Here is a 16,848-nt window from a genome sequence, read left to right as displayed (position 1 = left end):
TCAGACCTGCCGCAGCGCGAACCAGAGCTCCATGCGGACGTCCGGGTCGTCGAGGTCCGTCTCCAGCAGGGCCGCGCAGCGGGCGATGCGCTGCCGGACGGTGTTGCGGTGCACGGACAGGGCGACCGCCGTGCGGTCCCAACTGCCGTGCAGGGAGAGCCAGGCGCGCAGCGTCTCGGTGAGCGCGGGGTGTGCCGTCACCGGGGCGAGGAGCGCGCGGGCGTGGGCCGCCGCCTCGCCGGGCGGGACCAGGTCGGCGAGGGCGGGGCGGTCGCTGTGCCGGAGCAGCGGGGCCCGGGTGGCACGGGCCCGGGCCAGGGCGCGGGCCGCCTGGGTGTCGGCGGCGGGCCAGTCGGCCGGCGCGACGGCGGCGCTGACGCCCAGGGTCCAGCCGGGCAGCGGGGCCGGCTCCCGGTCGGCCGGGACCAGGACGCGGACGACGTCGCCCGCCGGATCGACCAGTGCGGAGCCGAGCGCGGCGCCCAGCGCGGAGGCCGCCACGGGGTCGGGGGCGCCGTCCGCGTCCGGCCGGGCGTGCACGACGAGCCACCGCTCACCGCCCAGCAGCGACGCGGCCTCCTCGGGCGGCGCGCCCAGCAGCAGCCGCACCAGCGCGGCGGAACGGGCCGCACCGGTGCCGCTCCGCTGGTCGCCGGTGAGCAGGGCCAGCAGCACGGCGGCGACGGAGGCGATGGTGTGGTCCCCGGGGGCGCGGTGCGGGGTGGCGACCCCGAGCACGAAGCCGGGCCCGGAGCCCAGGGCGTAGACCGCGAGATGGACACCGGCGACGGTGTCGGTGGCGGAGGCCGGGCGGCTGGTGGCGGAGGGGCGTGTGCCGGTGGCGGAGGCCGGGGGCCTTGTGGGTGGTGAGGGACCGGTGGCCGGGGTCGGGCCGGGGCGGCTGGTGGGTGCGGGGCCGGTGTCGGTTGCGGAGGCCGGCCGGCTTGTGGGACAGGGGTCGGTGGTCGGGGTCGGGCCGGGGCGGTTCGTGGGTGAGTGACCGGTGGTCGGGCCGGGGCGGCTGGTGGGTGCGGGGCCGGTGTCGGTTGCGGAGGCCGGCCCGCTTGTGGGACAGGGGTCGGTGGTCGGGGTCGGGCCGGGGCGGCTCGCGGGTGAGTTACCGGCGGCTGGGTCCGGGCCAGGGCGGCTCCAAGGAGAGGGGCCGGTGGCCGGAGTCGGGTCGGAGCGGTCGGCCTCGGGGCCGGGCCCCTGCGCCGCGTGAGAGCGAGCCGCCCCGGGCTCGCCCGGGCGGGCCCCGGCCGAGTGGTGCCGCGATGTGGAGCCGGACGGCGGTGTCCGGCCCCCCGGCGGCGCCGGGCGGTCCGGCTGTACGACCTCCGCCAGGCGTGCCAGCGCCTCGCGCGCCGCACCTCCTGGCTCCCTCCCCGCCCCGGCGATCTCCGCCCCCTCCGGGCCGTACAGCACGGCCCGGCCGCCCAGCCGCTGGGCCAGCCGGCGGAGGACCGACGGGACCGGGTCGGGGCGGGACGCTGCGGAGGCGAGGCTCTGCTGGGCCTCGGTCACGCGGCGGAGTTCGGCCAGGCGGGCCCGGGCCATCAGCTCCCAGACCGCCCGGGCCACACCCGAGAACGTGGTCTGCGGCGGCACCTCCAGCAGCGGCAGACCGTGCGCGTCGCAGGCCGCGACCAGGGCCCTCGGCACCGTGTCGTGCACCGGCGCCACACCGAAGCCCAGGGCCGCCCCGCCCGCCGCGACGATCCGGGAGACGTAGTCGTCGAAGTAGGTCCCGGACCCCGCCGCCTCGGGGATGTGCACGCCCGCCGTGAGCAGCAGCTCCCCGCCCAGCAGATACGGGTACGGGTCCGCCATCTCCGAGGTGTGCACCCAGTGGACGACCGTGTCCCGGGCGGCGGGGCCCGCGATCCGGCGCAGCGCCAGGTCCTCGCGGGCCAGCAGGTCGGTCAGCGGTACCGGCGGGGTGGGCGGGACAGCCGGATCCGGCATGTGTGCGTTCCCTCCGGTCAGTGCCTCGCGAATGGATGAAACGTACACTTCGCAGTCGCTTTCCGGCCACCTAGGGTCAGTCCTCGTCAACCTCGTCGTCCCCCGCGACCGAGCGTGCGCGAAGGAGGCCCCATGGCCGTCGACTACCTCGTGATCGTCGTCTACCTGGCCGGGATGCTGGCCATGGGCTGGTGGGGCATGCGCCGCGCCCGGTCCAAGAGCGAGTTCCTCGTGGCGGGCCGCCGCCTCGGCCCGGCCATGTACTCCGGCACCATGGCGGCGATCGTGCTCGGCGGCGCCTCCACCATCGGCGGGGTGGGGCTCGGCTACCAGTACGGACTGAGCGGCGCCTGGATGGTGTTCACCATCGGCCTCGGCCTGCTCGCCCTGTCCGTGTTCTTCTCCGCCCGCATCGCCCGGCTGAAGGTCTACACCGTCTCCGAGATGCTCGACCTGCGCTACGGCGGCGGTCGCGCCGGCATCATCTCCGGTGTCGTCATGTGGGCGTACACGCTGATGCTCGCCGTGACCTCGACCATCGCCTACGCCACGATCTTCGACGTCCTGTTCGACATCAACCGCACGCTCGCGATCGTCCTCGGCGGCTCGATCGTCGTCGCGTACTCCACCCTCGGCGGCATGTGGTCGATCACGCTGACGGACATGGTGCAGTTCGTCGTCAAGACCATCGGCGTGCTCCTGCTCCTGCTGCCCATCGCCGTCGTCAAGGCCGGCGGGTTCGGCGAGATGCGGGCGCAGCTGCCCACCGCGTACTTCGACCCGCTCGGCATCGGCGGCGAGACGATCTTCACCTACGTGCTGATCTACACGTTCGGCATGCTCATCGGGCAGGACATCTGGCAGCGCGTCTTCACCGCCCGCAGCGACCGCACCGCCAAGTGGGGCGGGACCGTCGCCGGCACGTACTGCCTCGCCTACGCCCTCGCCGGTGCCGTCATCGGCACGGCGGCCAAGGTGCTGTACCCGAAGCTCGGCAGCGCGGACGACGCCTTCGCGACGATCGTGAAGGAGGAACTGCCCGTCGGGGTGCGCGGGCTGGTGCTGGCCGCCGCCCTGGCCGCCGTGATGTCGACCTCCTCCGGCGCGCTGATCGCCTGCGCCACCGTCGCCAACAACGACATCTGGTCCCGGCTGCGGGGGATCGGCCGGAGCGCACCGGCCGACGATCACGACGAGGTGAAGGGCAACCGGGCGTTCATCCTCCTCATGGGCCTCGCCGTCATCGCCACGGCCATCGCCATCGACGACGTCGTCGAGGCGCTGACCGTCGCCTACAACCTCCTCGTCGGCGGGCTGCTCGTGCCGATCCTCGGCGGTCTGGTGTGGAAGCGCGGCACGGTGTACGGCGCCCTGGCCTCCGTGGTGGTCGGCGGCCTCGCGGTCATCGGGCTGATGGCGACCCACGGCATCCTCGCCAACGAGCCGGTCTACTACGGCCTGCTCGCCTCGCTCGCCGCGTACATGATCGTCTCCCTGGCCACTCCGGCCACCGACGCCGCCGTGCTGGCCGCCTGGCGCGAGCGGCTCGCGGGCCGGTCCCCCGAACTCGCGTCCGAACCGGTCGCGGCTCCCCAGTAGAGTCGTAAGGCAAGCAGTACATACGCGATGAAGCGTAGGAAAGAAGGCATTTCTTCATGAGCAGCAACGAGACTCCGCGCGGGCCCGTCGACTCCTCCCGCATCCCGCGGTACGCCGGTCCCGCCACCTTCGCCCGGCTGCCCCGGCTGGACGAGGTCGGCCGGGCCGATGTCGCCGTGGTGGGCGTGCCGTTCGACTCGGGTGTCTCGTACCGGCCGGGCGCCCGCTTCGGCGGCAACGCCATCCGTGAGGCGTCCCGGCTGCTGCGCCCGTACAACCCGGCGCAGGACGCCTCCCCGTTCGCCCTCGCGCAGGTCGCGGACGGCGGCGACATCGCCGTGAACCCGTTCAACATCAACGAGGCCGTGGAGACCGTCGAGGCGGCCGCGGACGACCTGCTCGGCACGGGCGCCCGGCTGATGACCCTCGGCGGCGACCACACCATCGCGCTGCCCCTGCTGCGCTCGGTCGCGAAGAAGCACGGCCCCGTCGCCCTGCTGCACTTCGACGCCCACCTCGACACCTGGGACACCTATTTCGGCGCCGAGTACACGCACGGCACCCCGTTCCGCCGGGCGGTGGAGGAGGGCATCCTCGACACCGAGGCGCTCTCGCACGTCGGCATCCGCGGCCCGCTCTACGGCAAGCAGGACCTGACCGACGACGAGAAGATGGGCTTCGGCATCGTCACCTCGGCGGACGTCTACCGCCGGGGCGCCGACGAGGTCGCCGACCAGCTCCGCCAGCGCATCGGCGACCGGCCGCTGTACATCTCCATCGACATCGACTGCCTCGACCCGGCCCACGCCCCCGGCACCGGCACCCCCGAGGCCGGCGGCATGACCTCCCGCGAACTGCTGGAGATCCTGCGCGGCCTGGCCTCCTGCAACCTGGTCTCGGCGGACGTCGTCGAGGTGGCCCCCGCGTACGATCACGCGGAGATCACGTCGGTGGCCGCCTCCCACACGGCGTACGAACTGACCACGATCATGTCCCGCCAGATCGCCGCGGCCCGGAAGGACTCGGAAGCCAAGTGACCCACGACCACGACCTGGTGCTCCGCCCGACGCCCGCCCAGACGGAGGCCGCCCTCAACCCTCCTGACGGCCGCAACGGCGGAGACCTGGTCGTGGAGACCCTGGCCGCCCTGGGCGCGACGACCGTCTTCGGCCTGCCCGGCCAGCACGCGCTCGGCATGTTCGACGCGCTGCGCCGCTCGGACCTGCGCTACATCGGCCTGCGGGTGGAGAACAACGCCGGGTTCGCGGCCGACGCCTACGGCCGGATCACCGGCGAGGCCGCGCCGCTGCTGCTGTCGACCGGGCCGGGCGCGCTGACCTCGCTGGCCGCGCTCCAGGAGGCCGCGGCCGCCTCCGCGCCCGTGCTGGCGATCAGCAGCCAGGTCCCGACGGCGGGCCTAGGCGGCGGACGCCACGGCTACCTGCACGAACTGCCCGACCAGGCGGCCTCGTTCCGGGGCGTGGTCAAGTCCGTCCACACCGTCCGCACCCAGTCGCAGATCCCCTCCGCCATCGAGGCGGCCTGGAAGTCGGCGCTGACCGCCCCGCACGGCCCCGTGTGGGTGGAGATCCCGCAGGACGTGCTGCTCGCCGAGACGGCGATCCCGGTGGTGACGGGCGGCGACGCGTTCCCCGAGGAGCTGCCCCCGCGCCCCGAACTGACGGCCGTGGCCGCCGACCTGCTGTCGAAGGCCGCCCGCCCGGCGATCATCGCCGGCGGGGGAGTGGTGCGGGCGGACGCCTCGGGCAAGCTGAAGCAGCTGGCGGAGCGGCTCCGGGCGCCGGTCGTCACGACCCCCGGCGGCAAGGGCGCGTTCCCCTGGACGCACCCCCTGTCCCTCCAGTCCTGGATCGAGGACCGGCACACCACGGACTTCCTGGAGGACGCCGACGTCCTGCTGGTCGTCGGCTCGGGCCTCGGTGAACTCTCCTCGAACTACCACACGTTCAAGCCGCGCGGCCGGGTGATCCAGATCGAGGCCGACCTCGGCAAGCTGGAGTCCAACCACCCCGCCCTCGGCATCCACGCGGACGCACGACTGGCCCTCCAGGCGCTGCTGGAGACGGTGCCGCCCCGCGAGGACGCGACGGCCCCGGACCGCGTCCGGGACCTGCTCGCGAAGGTCGCCGAGCGCATCGCCGCCCAGGACCTCACCCTGGAGCAGGAGGTGCTGGCGTCCGTGCGCAGGGCGCTCCCGGCCGACTCCCCGTCCTTCTGGGACATGACCATCCTGGCCTACTGGGCCTGGTCGGCCTTCGACGCCAAGGGCCCCAACCACCTGCACTCCGCCCAGGGCGCGGGCGGCCTCGGCTACGCCTTCCCGGCGGCCCTCGGCGCGGCGGTGGCCGATCCGACCCGGCCGGTCCTCGCGGTCTCCGGCGACGGCGGGGCGCTGTACTCCGTCGCAGAGCTGGCGACGGCCCGCCAGTACGGCCTGAACGTCACCTGGCTCATCGTCGACGACGGCGGCTACGGCATCCTGCGCGAGTACATGACCGACGCGTTCGGCGAGGCGACCGCGACGGAACTGACCCGGCCCGATTTCGTGGCGCTGGCGGAGTCCTTCGGCGTCCCCGGGGTCCGGACGACCCCGGAGAGCCTGGAGAAGGACCTCGCGAAGGCGCTGGCCGCGCCCGGGCCCTCGGTGGTCCTGCTCCCCGCCGTACTGCGGATGTTCGCGCCGACGCACCTGGACTGAGCGCCGGCCGGGCGGGCCGGGCGGTCCCTACAGCCCGTCGCGCACCATCGCGGCGACGATGTGGACGTGGCGGTCGGCCGCCGTGCCCGACCACTCGTTGTCGTAGTTCAGGCCGTAGGGCCAGAAGTGGCCGCCGCCGGTGGAGATCTTGGCACCGGAGCCGTCGTACTGCTTGACGAGCGCGGTGGCCTGCGCGCCGGTCCAGGTGCCGCTGCCGCCGAGGCGGGACCAGCCGCCGCTCAGTCCCACGCCGAGGGTGTGGGAGATCTCGTGCAGGGCCGTCCGTTCGGTCATGTAGCTGCGGTTGCTGCCGAAGCGGATCGTGCCGTTCGTGCTGCCGTCGGCGGTGGGCACGCCCGGCTCGTAGCGGACGGTGATGGTCTTGCCCAGGTCGCTGAGGTTGTTGTAGCGGGCCACCGCCGCGTTCATGGCCTTGGTGATGAGGTCGTAGGCGGAGCGCTGGTCCGCGGTGGGGTTGCTCGCGCGGACCAGGGACCAGGTGATGGTGGCCGCCGCGGCGCGTTCCCGGGCCGGGGCGGGCGCGGTCTGGGGGGTGGCGGCCTGGGCGACGCCGGGGCCGGCCAGCAGCGCGGCCGTCAGGGCGGCCACGAGTGCCTTGCGTGGGCTCATTTGCGGATCCTCCTGTGGGGGTGGCCGTCACAAAGCTGTCGACACTTCGCACGGCGTTCGGGATCTCGGACATGCGGCACCGCGGTCCACATCGGAACGGATGAAACGAAAGCCCTTGCCCGACACGGCAGTTGGCGCGCTGTCGACCGCAAGTATCCCGGTGGGAAAGGTGACGTCAAGGGTTCGGGCAGAGGTCAGTGGAACCAGAAGAGCAGCGTGTCCGGGTTCATCCCGAGCTTCCGCGAACGCTCCCACTCCTCCGCCTCGAACCGCATGACCTCGGCGAACCGGCGGGCCGCCGCGCGGAATTCGGGATCCAGCCGGTCCAGTACGGACGCGTAGGCGTCGGCGAGGGCGGCGGCCCGCTGGGCCGGCAGGGTGCCGATGGCGGGCACCGCGTCACCGGGGTGGGGCAGGCGCAGGGGCGGGCCGCTGAACAGGAACGTGCCGGGGAGCAGGTCGGACGGGACGCCGTGCCGGGCCAGTTCGTCGTCCATGGCGTAGAACCACGCCGGACGCCGCCAGTCGCCGAGGTCGGTGGGATCCGAGAAGTGCGCGGCGACGACCTGATAGAAGGCGTAGCTGTACGAGGGGCAGAGGTCGGTGCTCGGGGTGCCGTCGATCAGCTCCTCCAGGGCTTGGCGGATGGAGACGTCCAGGTCGATGCCCTGCTCCAGGAACCGGGCGTCGGTGCGCTCGCACTCCGTGCGCACCCGGGCGAGCGTGCGCTCCTGCCGCTCGGTCCGCTCCACCGCGGTGAGCAGCCGCACCACCGTCCGCATGTCGCCGGTGCTCATCTCCAGGCAGTAGCCCACCGCTCGTTTCCCTTCACCCGTTCGCCGGACACCCGGTGTCCATGATCGGGGACAGGGGAACGGCCCCGGACCGAGGGGTCGGGGCCGTTCGACCGGACGCACCGGCTTGGTGACGTCGCGTCAGCTGACGTCGGACGCGTCCAGGCGGTAGATCGTCGACTGGTTCGACTGGTTCGACTGCGCCGAGGAGCCGGAGGCCGAGCCCGAACCCGACTCCGCGTTCGTGCTCTTGCTGTAGTCGCTCTCCTTCACCGCCGTGCCGTGCTTCTGCACCCACGCCGTGACCTCGGAGCTGACGGTGGACCCACCGCCCGGACCGCCGCCCATGCCGCCGCCCAGCTGGACGTAGTGCAGCTCGCCCTTCTTCACCAGCTCCTTGAGCCGGGCGAGCGTCATCGCCTTGTCGCTGCCGGACCAGCCCCACATGGAGATGACGGGCTCGCCGCTGCTGACGATGAGCTGGGCCGCGCTCTGCGAACTGGACACCGCGAGCAGCCACGTGGCGCCGTCCTGGTGCTTCTTCAGGTACGCGATCAGCTCGCTGCTCGCGCCGCCGCCCATGCCGCCCCCCATGCCACCGGCCATACCGCCGCCCATGCCGCCGGGCTGCCGGGTGCCGGAGGTGCTGCCCTGGGGCATGCCGCCCGCCCCTTGAGGAGCCTGTCCGCTCTGGCCGCTCTGGCTTCCCTGGCCGGTCTGACCGCTCTGGCCGCCCGCCCCGCCCTGGCCGGTCTGACCGCCGGGCGGTGTCCCGCCGCCCGGGAAGCCCCGGCCGCCGGCGCTCCCGCCGTCGCCCCCGGGCCCGCCGAAGCCACTGCCCGTGGACGGCCCCGCGGTCGGGTTCGTACCGCCCATGCCCCCGCCGCCCGACCCGGACGGCACCGACCAGGCGTACGCGGCCGGTCCCGCCACCGCGGCGACGACCGCGGCCGCCACCGACACCGCGAGCAACCGCAGCCGCAGGCCCGAGGTGCCGGAGCGGAAGACGAACAGGCCCGCGATGGCCAGCGCCATGACGACCAGGACGGAAGGCCACAGCCAGGTGTTCCAGCCGGAGGCGCGCCGCAGCAGCACCACGGCCCAGACGGCCGTGACGCCCAGCCCGAGGGGCAGCACCCACAGCCACCGCCGGTCGGTCCGGAAGGCCCGCAGCAGCATGACCCCGCCGCCCCCGCACAGCGCCGCGATGCCCGGGGCGAGCGCGGTCGTGTAGTACGGGTGCATCGTGCCCTCGGCCAGGGCGAAGGTCAGGTAGTGCAGCACGGTCCAGCCGCCCCACAGCACCAGCGCGGCCCGGGTGGGGTCCGTGCGCGGGGCGCGGCCGCACAGCACCAGGCCGCCGACGAGGGCGATACCGGCGAAGGGGAGCAGCCAGGAGATCTGCCCGCCGAGGATGTCGTTGAACATCCGGCCGAGGCCCGCGGTGCCGGAGAAGCCGCCGCCTCCGCCTCCGCCGCCCCCGCCGTTGCCCTCACCGCCGAGGATCCGGCCGAGGCCGTTGTAGCCCATGATCAGGTTCCAGGCGGTGCCGTCCGTCGAACCGCCGATGTACGGCCGCTCGGAGGCCGGCACCAGCGACACCGCGGCCGCCCACCAGAAACTGGACACCGCCAGCACCACACCGGCCGCCAGCAGGTTCACGATCCGCTTCACCCACGCGGGCCGGGCCGCGTACAGGTAGACCAGGAACACGGCGGGCAGCGCGATGTACCCCTGCAGCATCTTGGTGTTGAAGGCGAGCCCGAAGCAGGCCGCCGAGCCGAGCAGCGGCAGCAGCCGCCCGTTCCGCGTCGCGCGCAGGGCGAGGGCCGCGCCCGACACCATCAGGAACACCAGCAGCGTGTCGGGGTTGTTGTCCCGGTTGATGGCGACCGTGATGGGCGTGAGGGCCAGGACGAGGGCCGCCACGGCCGCCGCCGCGTGCCCGAACACCCGCTTCACACAGGAGTGCAGGACCCAGATCGTGGCCAGGGCCGCCACGATCATCGGCGCCATCATCTGCCAGGTGCCGTACCCGAAGAGGCGGCACGACAGGCCCATGACCATCAGCGCGAGCGGCGGCTTGTCGACGGTGAGGAAGTTCCCGGAGTCCAACGAGCCGAAGAACCACGCCTTCCAGCTCTCCGTGCCGCTCAGCACGGCGGCGCTGTAGAAGCTGTTGAGACTGGAGCCGGACAGGTTCCAGGAGTACAGCACCGCGGCCAGGGCGAGGATCGCGAGCAGGACGGGGAGCGACCAGCGCGGAGCGGCGGCGGTGTCCCGGGGCGGGGCCGGAGGGGGCCCGGCGGTGCGGAGCTGGGTTTCGGTCGCAGATGTCACCCGAGCATCGTGGACAGCCCCGGTTGGTGGCCGCTGTGCCGAAGCTGGCCCTTTCCTGTGAAACCGCACCGCGCGAGGTAACGACTCGTATAAGCCTTCGCCAATGCCTACAACCTTTACCCCGCGCCCGTGTGTCAAGGGGTGCATGACTCCTGGGATATCCCGCCGCGCGAGAGTGCTGGCGGTGGCCGTGGGTACCGGCGTGCTCGTGCCCCTCGTCGCCGCAGCCACGCCCGCCGCCGCTGCCACGCCGGCCGTGACCTGCACCTCGGCCAAGGCCGGCCTCGCCGACAAGCTGAAGAAGGACATCACCGCCGCGCTCGCCACCCGCAAGGGCACCGTCGCCGTCGGCCTCCACGACCGCAGCACCAACACGACCTGCACCCTGCGCGCGAGTTCGGCCTACGACTCGGCCAGTGTCGTCAAGGTCACCGTCCTCGCCACGCTGCTGTGGGACGCCAAGAAGACGAACCGGTATCTCACCGACCGCGAGAACACCCTCGCCAAGGCCATGATCACCAAGTCGGACAACGCCGCGACCTCCACCCTGTGGAAGCAGCTCGGCATGACGAAGATCAAGGGCTTCCTCGCAGCGGCCGGCATGACCCAGACCAAGCCCGGCGCGAACGGCTACTGGGGCCTGACCCAGATCACCGTCACCGACGAGCAGAAGCTGCTGAAGCTCATCACCGGCAAGAACACGGTCCTGAGCGACAACTCCCGCGCCTACATCCTCAAGCTGATGAGCCAGGTCGTCTCGTCCCAGCGCTGGGGCACCCCGTACGGCGTGCCCGCGGGCGTCACCGTCGCCGTCAAGAACGGCTGGCTGCAGCGTTCCACGAACGGCTGGCGGGTGCACAGCATCGGCGCCTTCAAGGGCGGCGGCCACGACTACACGATGACCGTGCTGACGCACGGCAACAGCACGATGAACTACGGCATCGCCACCATCCAGGCCGTGGCCAAGGTCATCCACCGCGACCTGGCCGCGAGCTGACCCTTCACCCCATCGCCCACCCGGCGTCACCGGCCCGCCCTACGGTGACGCCCATGCCTCTGAGAAACCAGCTCGCCCTCCTCACGGCGGGACTGGCGGCGGCCACGTGCCTGACCGCCGCCGGCCCCGCCCAGGCGTCGACGTCCCACGCCTGCTCGCCGTCCGTCTCCATCGACCGCTTCTCGGACGCGCTCGACAAGACGACCTACGACAACACCGTCGTCGGCAACTTCTCCGCGCTGGCCGTCGACGCCGACGGCTCCCTGGCCGCCCTCTCCGACCGCTCGTCCCTGTTCCGCCTGGACGCGCGGACGCTCGAGCCCCGGTCCGTGCTGCCCCTCGCCGACGAGAACGGGGCCGCGCTCGACTCCGAGGGCCTGGTCGTGGACCGGGACGGCACGTACCTCGTCTCCTCCGAGACCGAGCCGTCGGTGCGCCGCTACTCCCGCACCGGCGAGATCCTCGACCGCCTGCCGGTCCCGGACGACCTGCGCGTGGCCCCCGCGGGCCGGGGCCGGCCCAACGGCACGTTCGAGGGGCTGACCCTGCTGCCCGACGGCCGCACCCTGGTCGCGTCCATGGAGTACCCGCTCTCCGGCGACCCCGCCGACACCGTCCGCTTCCAGACGTGGCAGCGCCACGGCTCCCACTTCCGGCTCGGCGCCCAGTACACCTACCGCACCGACCCCGGCCTGGGCGTCCCCGAGATCCGGGCGACCCCCGACGGCCGCCTCCTCGTCCTGGAACGCGGCTTCACCGCCGGCGTGGGCAACACGGTCCGCCTCTACCTGGCCGACCCCCGCCACGGCATGCGGAAGACCCTGCTCACCGACCTCGTGACCTGCCCGCCCCTGGGAGCGACGGCGAAGCAGCCCCAGCCGAATCCGCTGCTGGACAACATCGAGGCCATGACGATCACGGGCCGCACGAAGAACACGCTGAGGGTCCTGCTCGCCAGCGACGACAACGAGAACCCGGCTCAGACGACCCGCTTCTACTCCATGCGGGTACGCCTCTGATCACATCTCCCAGCCCAGCAGCGGGACGCGGACCCCGGTGAGCACGGCCAGGGCCAGCACCGCCGACAGCAGCAGCACCGCGGTGAGCCGTACGACGGCGAGCGCGTCCACCGCGGTGCGCAGCGGCCGCCAGGGCAGCAGACGCAGCGCCCACGTCACCGCGACCGAGAGGGCGAGGAACAGCGCCAGGCGGGCGATCTCCGCCTCGCCGGACATCTGGCGCGGCGCGCTCGGATCCAGGTCGTGGCCCTCCGCGTACATCGCGAAGGCCAGCATGCGCCAGCACAGGGCGGCGGTCAGGCTCACCAGGGCCTCGGCCGGTGCGAAGCGAGGCCGAGGCCCTGCCTGTACGAAAGAGAGAAGCATGATCGGACGAACCTAGCGCGGTCCTGGGACTTCGGACGGGTGTTCCTCGTCCCCCGGTCGGGGAAGGGGCGGCGCGGGATGAAATCCGCCCCCGACGACGTTGATGCCTTCCGGCAGAGCAGGACGACTGGAAGGCACCGGCGTGACACCGAAACGGGGATGGGCACGACGACTGTGGGCCTACGCCTGGCGCCACCCGAAGGACGTCGTACTCGCTCTCGGGTCCTCCCTCGCCGGCATGGCCGTGATGGCCCTCGTCCCCCTGATCACCAAGGTGATCATCGACGACGTCATCACCGAACACACCAAGGACATGACCACCTGGGCGGGCCTCCTCATCGGCGCCGCCCTGGTCGTCTACGTCCTCACGTACATCCGCCGCTACTACGGCGGCCGCCTCGCCCTCGACGTCCAGCACGACCTGCGGACGGAGATGTTCGGCACGATCACCCGGCTCGACGGCCGCCGCCAGGACGAGCTGTCCACCGGCCAGGTCGTCGGCCGCGCCACCAGCGACCTCCAGCTGATCCAGGGCCTGCTCTTCATGCTCCCGATGACCATCGGGAACTTCATGCTGTTCCTGATCTCCCTGGTGATCATGGCCTGGCTGTCGGTGCCGCTCACCCTGGTCGCCCTGGCCGTCGCCCCCGCCCTGTGGTGGATCGCCAAGCGCAGCCGCACCCGGCTGCACCCCTCCACCTGGTACGCCCAGGCCCAGGCCGCCGCCGTCGCGGGCGTGGTCGACGGCGCCGTCAGCGGCGTGCGCGTGGTGAAGGGCTTCGGGCAGGAGGAGCAGGAGACCGGCAAGCTCCGGGAGGTCGGCCGCAGGCTCTTCGCGGGCCGCCTGCGCACGATCCGCCTGAACTCCGTCTACACCCCGGCCCTCCAGGCCGTCCCCGCGCTCGGCCAGGTCGCGATGCTGGCCCTCGGCGGCTGGCTGGCCGTGCGCGGGCACATCACGCTCGGCACGTTCGTCGCCTTCTCCACCTACCTCGCCCAGCTCGTCGGCCCGGTCCGCATGCTCGCCATGGTCCTCACGGTCGGCCAGCAGGCCCGCGCCGGCACCGAGCGCGTCCTGGAGCTGATCGACACCGAGCCGTCCCTGGCCGACGGCACCAAGGAACTGCCCGCGGACGCCCCCGCGACCGTCGAGTTCGACGACGTCTCCTTCGGCTACGAGGGCGCCCACGGCAAGACCAGCCCCGTCCTCGACGGCCTCTCCTTCGAGATCCGCCCCGGCGAGACCCTCGCCGTCGTCGGCTCCTCCGGCTCCGGCAAGTCCACCGTCTCCCTCCTCCTGCCGCGCTTCTACGACGTCACCCGCGGTGCCGTCCTGGTCGGCGGCCACGACGTGCGCGAGCTGACCCTGGAGTCGCTGCGGGCCGCGATCGGGCTGGTCCCGGAGGACTCGTTCCTCTTCTCCGACACGGTCCGCAACAACATCGCCTACGGGCGCCCCGACGCCACCCAGGAGGAGATCGAGAAGGCCGCCCGCGCCGCCCAGGCCGACCGGTTCATCACCGAGCTGCCCGACGGCTACGACACCACCGTCGGCGAGCACGGCCTCACCCTCTCCGGCGGCCAGCGCCAGCGCGTCGCCCTCGCCCGCGCCATCCTCAGCGACCCGCGCCTGCTCGTCCTGGACGACGCCACCTCCGCCGTGGACGCCCGCGTCGAGCACGAGATCCACGAGGCCCTCAAGAGCGTCATGCGGGGCCGTACGACCCTGCTGATCGCCCACCGCCGCTCCACGCTGAACCTCGCCGACCGCATCGCCGTCCTGGACGGCGGCCGGCTCGCCGACATCGGCACCCACGAGGAACTCCAGGAGCGGTCCGCCCTCTACCGTCGTCTGCTCACCGACCCGGACGAGCTGGGCGCGGTCTCCCCGGGCCACACCCAGCCGGCCTGTCCCCAGGAGGACACCTCCGTACGGGACGAGCTGGACGCGGAGTTCGACGCCGAGCGCGGCGTCACCCCGCGGCTGTGGAGCGGCGACCGCGAGCGCAAGGACCTGGCCCTCGCCGAGAGCCCGGCCACCCCCGAACTCCTCGCCCAGGTCGAGGCACTGCCCCCGGCCACCGACGTGCCCGACATCGACGAGTCCCGGGCCGTCCAGCCGGAGGAGTCCTACGGCCTGCGCCGGCTGCTGCGCGGCTTCGGGCTGCCGCTGCTGGTCAGCCTCGCCCTGGTCGCCACCGACGCGGGCATGGGCCTGCTGCTGCCGGTGCTGATCCGGCACGGCATCGACTCGGGCGTCACCCAGGCCGCGCTCGGCGCCGTGTGGGCCGCGTCCCTGCTCGCGCTGCTGACCGTGGTCGTGCAGTGGGCGGCCCAGATCGGTGAGACCCGCATGACCGGACGCACCGGCGAGCGGGTCCTGTACTCGCTCCGCCTGAAGATCTTCGCCCAGCTCCAGCGCCTCGGGCTCGACTACTACGAGCGGGAGCTGACCGGCCGGATCATGACCCGGATGACGACCGACGTCGACGCCCTGTCGACGTTCCTGCAGACGGGCCTGGTCACCGCCTTCGTCTCGGTCGTCACCTTCTTCGGCATCATGATCGCCCTGCTGGTGATCGACCTCGAGCTCGCCCTGGTCGTCTTCGCGACGCTGCCGCCGCTGATCATCGCGACGTTCTTCTTCCGCCGGGCGAGCGTGAAGGCGTACGAGCTGGCCCGTGAGCGGGTCTCGGTGGTCAACGCCGACCTCCAGGAGTCGGTCTCCGGGCTGCGGATCGTGCAGGCCTTCCGGCGCGAGCGGGACGGCGGACGGCGGTTCGCCGACCGCAGCGACAGCTACCGCCGGGCGCGCATCCGGGGCCAGTGGCTGATCTCGGTGTACTTCCCGTTCGTGCAGTTCCTGTCCTCGGTGGCGGCCGCGGCCGTGCTGATCGTGGGCGGGGCCCGGGTCGACGACGGCACGCTGGCGATCGGCTCCCTGGTGGCCTACCTGCTCTACATCGACCTGTTCTTCGCACCCGTGCAGCAGCTCTCCCAGGTCTTCGACGGCTACCAGCAGGCGTCCGTCTCGCTGGGCCGCATCCAGGAACTGCTCCGGGAGCCGACGTCGACGAAGTCCGCCGACGAACCCCGCGAGGTGCTCTCCCTGCGGGGCGAGATCGCCTTCGAGGACGTGCACTTCGCCTACGGCGACGACGAGGAGGCCCTCGGCGGCGTCGACCTGCGCATCCCCGCCGGACAGACCGTCGCGTTCGTCGGCGAGACCGGCGCGGGCAAGTCGACCCTCGTCAAGCTCGTGGCCCGCTTCTACGACCCGACCGGCGGCCGGGTCACCGTCGACGGCGCCGATCTGCGCACCCTGGACCTCACCTCGTACCGGCACCGTCTGGGGGTCGTCCCGCAGGAGGCGTACCTCTTCCAGGGCACCGTCCGCGACGCCATCGCCTACGGCCGCCCCGACGCCACCGACGCCGAGGTGGAGGCGGCGGCCCGGGCGGTCGGCGCGCACGACATGATCGCCACCCTGGAGGGCGGCTACCTCCACGAGGTCGCCGAGCGCGGCCGCAACCTCTCCGCCGGGCAGCGCCAGCTGATCGCCCTGGCCCGTGCCGAGCTGGTCGACCCGGACGTGCTGCTGCTCGACGAGGCCACGGCCGCGCTCGACCTGGCCACGGAGGCCCAGGTCAACCAGGCCACCGACCGCCTCGCGGGCCGCCGCACCACCCTCGTCGTCGCCCACCGCCTCACCACCGCCGCCCGCGCCGACCGGGTCGTCGTCATGGACCACGGCCGGGTCGCCGAGGACGGCACGCACGAGGAGCTGCTCGCGCGCGGCGGCCGGTACGCGGAGCTGTGGCGGACCTTCATCGGCGCCGCCGAGCCGGAGGAGCCGGTCGGCGCGTCCCGCTGAGACCCCCGGACCCGGGCCCCGGACCGCGTTTCCGTAACGCTCGTGCAACCGTCCGACATACGTCATGCGTCCGTACACGCGTACGCCGATGGTCGCGGACGACGCGGTACGAGAGGACGACAGTGGACAGTGGAGCGATACGCCGACGGCTCGCGCTCGGCCTGGCCGTGCTGACCGCCTCCGGCCTGCTCGCGGTCGCGGCGCCGGGCGAGGCGCAGGCCGCCGCCTCCGCCTACTGTCCCGGCCGCAAGGTCCGCACCCTGCCGTTCTCCACCGGGACCGTGCTCGTCTACAAGCGCGGCGGCTACGTCTGCGCCGTGACCCTCACCAAGAAGCCCGGCGTGAAGCGCACGATGTCGGTGAGCGTGCAGGCCCGCGGCAACCTGCCGGTCGTCGACCAGGGCACGTACGCCTACCACGCGGGCCCGGTGACCGTGCACGCCGGGCGCCGCTGCGTCTGGCTCAAGGGCAAGGTGGGCCGGGGCAAGTACAGCTCCGGCTGGATCCTGTGCTGACCCCCGGCACCCTCTGAAGTGCGCCCGCGC

The 16,848-nt window shown here is 72.9% G+C and carries 12 protein-coding genes; 7 read left to right on the top strand and 5 right to left on the bottom strand.

Features of this window, described 5'->3' with window-relative positions:
- The gene (locus ABZ948_RS25455) at positions 1-1,965 is read right to left on the bottom strand and encodes a PucR family transcriptional regulator ligand-binding domain-containing protein (RefSeq protein WP_359763181.1); all 1,965 of its coding nucleotides are present in this window, start codon (positions 1,963-1,965) and stop codon (positions 1-3) included.
- Positions 1,966-2,097: 132 nt separating this feature from the next.
- On the opposite strand from ABZ948_RS25455, the gene ABZ948_RS25450 reads away from it, so the two are divergent.
- From ABZ948_RS25450 to ABZ948_RS25440, 3 genes are read left to right on the top strand one after another with little or no spacing between them, the layout of a single operon-like run.
- The gene (locus tag ABZ948_RS25450) at positions 2,098-3,564 is read left to right on the top strand and encodes a sodium:solute symporter family protein (RefSeq protein WP_359763179.1); all 1,467 of its coding nucleotides are present in this window, start codon (positions 2,098-2,100) and stop codon (positions 3,562-3,564) included.
- 56 nt (positions 3,565-3,620) lie between these two features.
- Positions 3,621-4,601: an agmatinase gene (gene speB / locus ABZ948_RS25445; protein WP_031114210.1), complete on the top strand. Its 981-nt coding sequence runs from the start codon at positions 3,621-3,623 to the stop codon at positions 4,599-4,601.
- Complete coding sequence (locus tag ABZ948_RS25440) at positions 4,598-6,283, top strand: thiamine pyrophosphate-binding protein (protein ID WP_359763177.1); 1,686 nt, start codon at positions 4,598-4,600, stop codon at positions 6,281-6,283. The genes speB and ABZ948_RS25440 overlap by 4 nt, the downstream gene beginning before the upstream one ends.
- A gap of 27 nt (positions 6,284-6,310) precedes the next feature.
- On the opposite strand, the gene ABZ948_RS25435 is transcribed toward ABZ948_RS25440, so the two are convergent.
- The 3 genes from ABZ948_RS25435 to ABZ948_RS25425 all read right to left on the bottom strand — a co-directional run bounded on the left by ABZ948_RS25435 (position 6,311) and on the right by ABZ948_RS25425 (position 10,047).
- Positions 6,311-6,913, bottom strand: coding sequence for a hypothetical protein (locus tag ABZ948_RS25435; protein WP_359763175.1), 603 nt, complete (start codon positions 6,911-6,913; stop codon positions 6,311-6,313).
- 194 nt (positions 6,914-7,107) lie between these two features.
- On the bottom strand, positions 7,108-7,728 hold the full coding sequence (locus ABZ948_RS25430) for a DUF7691 family protein (protein WP_435857596.1): 621 nt from the start codon (positions 7,726-7,728) through the stop codon (positions 7,108-7,110).
- Between the two features lie 120 nt (positions 7,729-7,848).
- Positions 7,849-10,047: an ArnT family glycosyltransferase gene (locus ABZ948_RS25425; protein WP_359763172.1), complete on the bottom strand. Its 2,199-nt coding sequence runs from the start codon at positions 10,045-10,047 to the stop codon at positions 7,849-7,851.
- 145 nt (positions 10,048-10,192) lie between these two features.
- On the opposite strand from ABZ948_RS25425, the gene ABZ948_RS25420 reads away from it, so the two are divergent.
- Entirely contained in the window at positions 10,193-11,044 is an 852-nt protein-coding gene (locus ABZ948_RS25420) for a serine hydrolase (RefSeq protein WP_359763170.1), read from the top strand.
- Between the two features lie 53 nt (positions 11,045-11,097).
- Complete coding sequence (locus ABZ948_RS25415; RefSeq protein ID WP_359763168.1) at positions 11,098-12,063, top strand: esterase-like activity of phytase family protein; 966 nt, start codon at positions 11,098-11,100, stop codon at positions 12,061-12,063.
- On the opposite strand, the gene ABZ948_RS25410 is transcribed toward ABZ948_RS25415, so the two are convergent.
- Positions 12,064-12,369 carry a hypothetical protein gene (locus tag ABZ948_RS25410; RefSeq protein ID WP_359763166.1) on the bottom strand — a complete coding sequence of 102 codons (306 nt, stop codon included), beginning with the start codon at positions 12,367-12,369 and terminating at the stop codon, positions 12,064-12,066.
- Positions 12,370-12,571: 202 nt separating this feature from the next.
- Here ABZ948_RS25410 and ABZ948_RS25405 point away from each other — a divergent pair, with 202 nt between their 5' ends.
- A complete protein-coding gene (locus ABZ948_RS25405) occupies positions 12,572-16,303 on the top strand; it encodes an ABC transporter ATP-binding protein (protein ID WP_359763164.1) in 3,732 nt (1,243 codons plus the stop codon).
- Between the two features lie 122 nt (positions 16,304-16,425).
- Positions 16,426-16,818 carry a hypothetical protein gene (locus ABZ948_RS25400; protein WP_037770113.1) on the top strand — a complete coding sequence of 131 codons (393 nt, stop codon included), beginning with the start codon at positions 16,426-16,428 and terminating at the stop codon, positions 16,816-16,818.
- Positions 16,819-16,848 lie beyond the last annotated feature (30 nt).

The sequence above is a fragment of the Streptomyces olindensis genome (assembly GCF_040645895.1).
Classification (GTDB): Bacteria; Actinomycetota; Actinomycetes; order Streptomycetales; family Streptomycetaceae; genus Streptomyces; species Streptomyces olindensis.
This window is presented reverse-complemented; position numbering and strand designations above follow the sequence as displayed.

Bases quoted from the DNA above. Each gene is read 5' to 3' on its own strand.
- ABZ948_RS25455 (WP_359763181.1), bottom strand. From the start codon at position 1,965: ATGCCGGATCCGGCTGTCCCGCCCACCCCGCCGGTACCGCTGACCGAC.
- ABZ948_RS25450 (WP_359763179.1), top strand. From the start codon at position 2,098: ATGGCCGTCGACTACCTCGTGATCGTCGTCTACCTGGCCGGGATGCTG.
- speB (WP_031114210.1), top strand. From the start codon at position 3,621: ATGAGCAGCAACGAGACTCCGCGCGGGCCCGTCGACTCCTCCCGCATC.
- ABZ948_RS25435 (WP_359763175.1), bottom strand. From the start codon at position 6,913: ATGAGCCCACGCAAGGCACTCGTGGCCGCCCTGACGGCCGCGCTGCTG.
- ABZ948_RS25420 (WP_359763170.1), top strand. From the start codon at position 10,193: ATGACTCCTGGGATATCCCGCCGCGCGAGAGTGCTGGCGGTGGCCGTG.
- ABZ948_RS25415 (WP_359763168.1), top strand. From the start codon at position 11,098: ATGCCTCTGAGAAACCAGCTCGCCCTCCTCACGGCGGGACTGGCGGCG.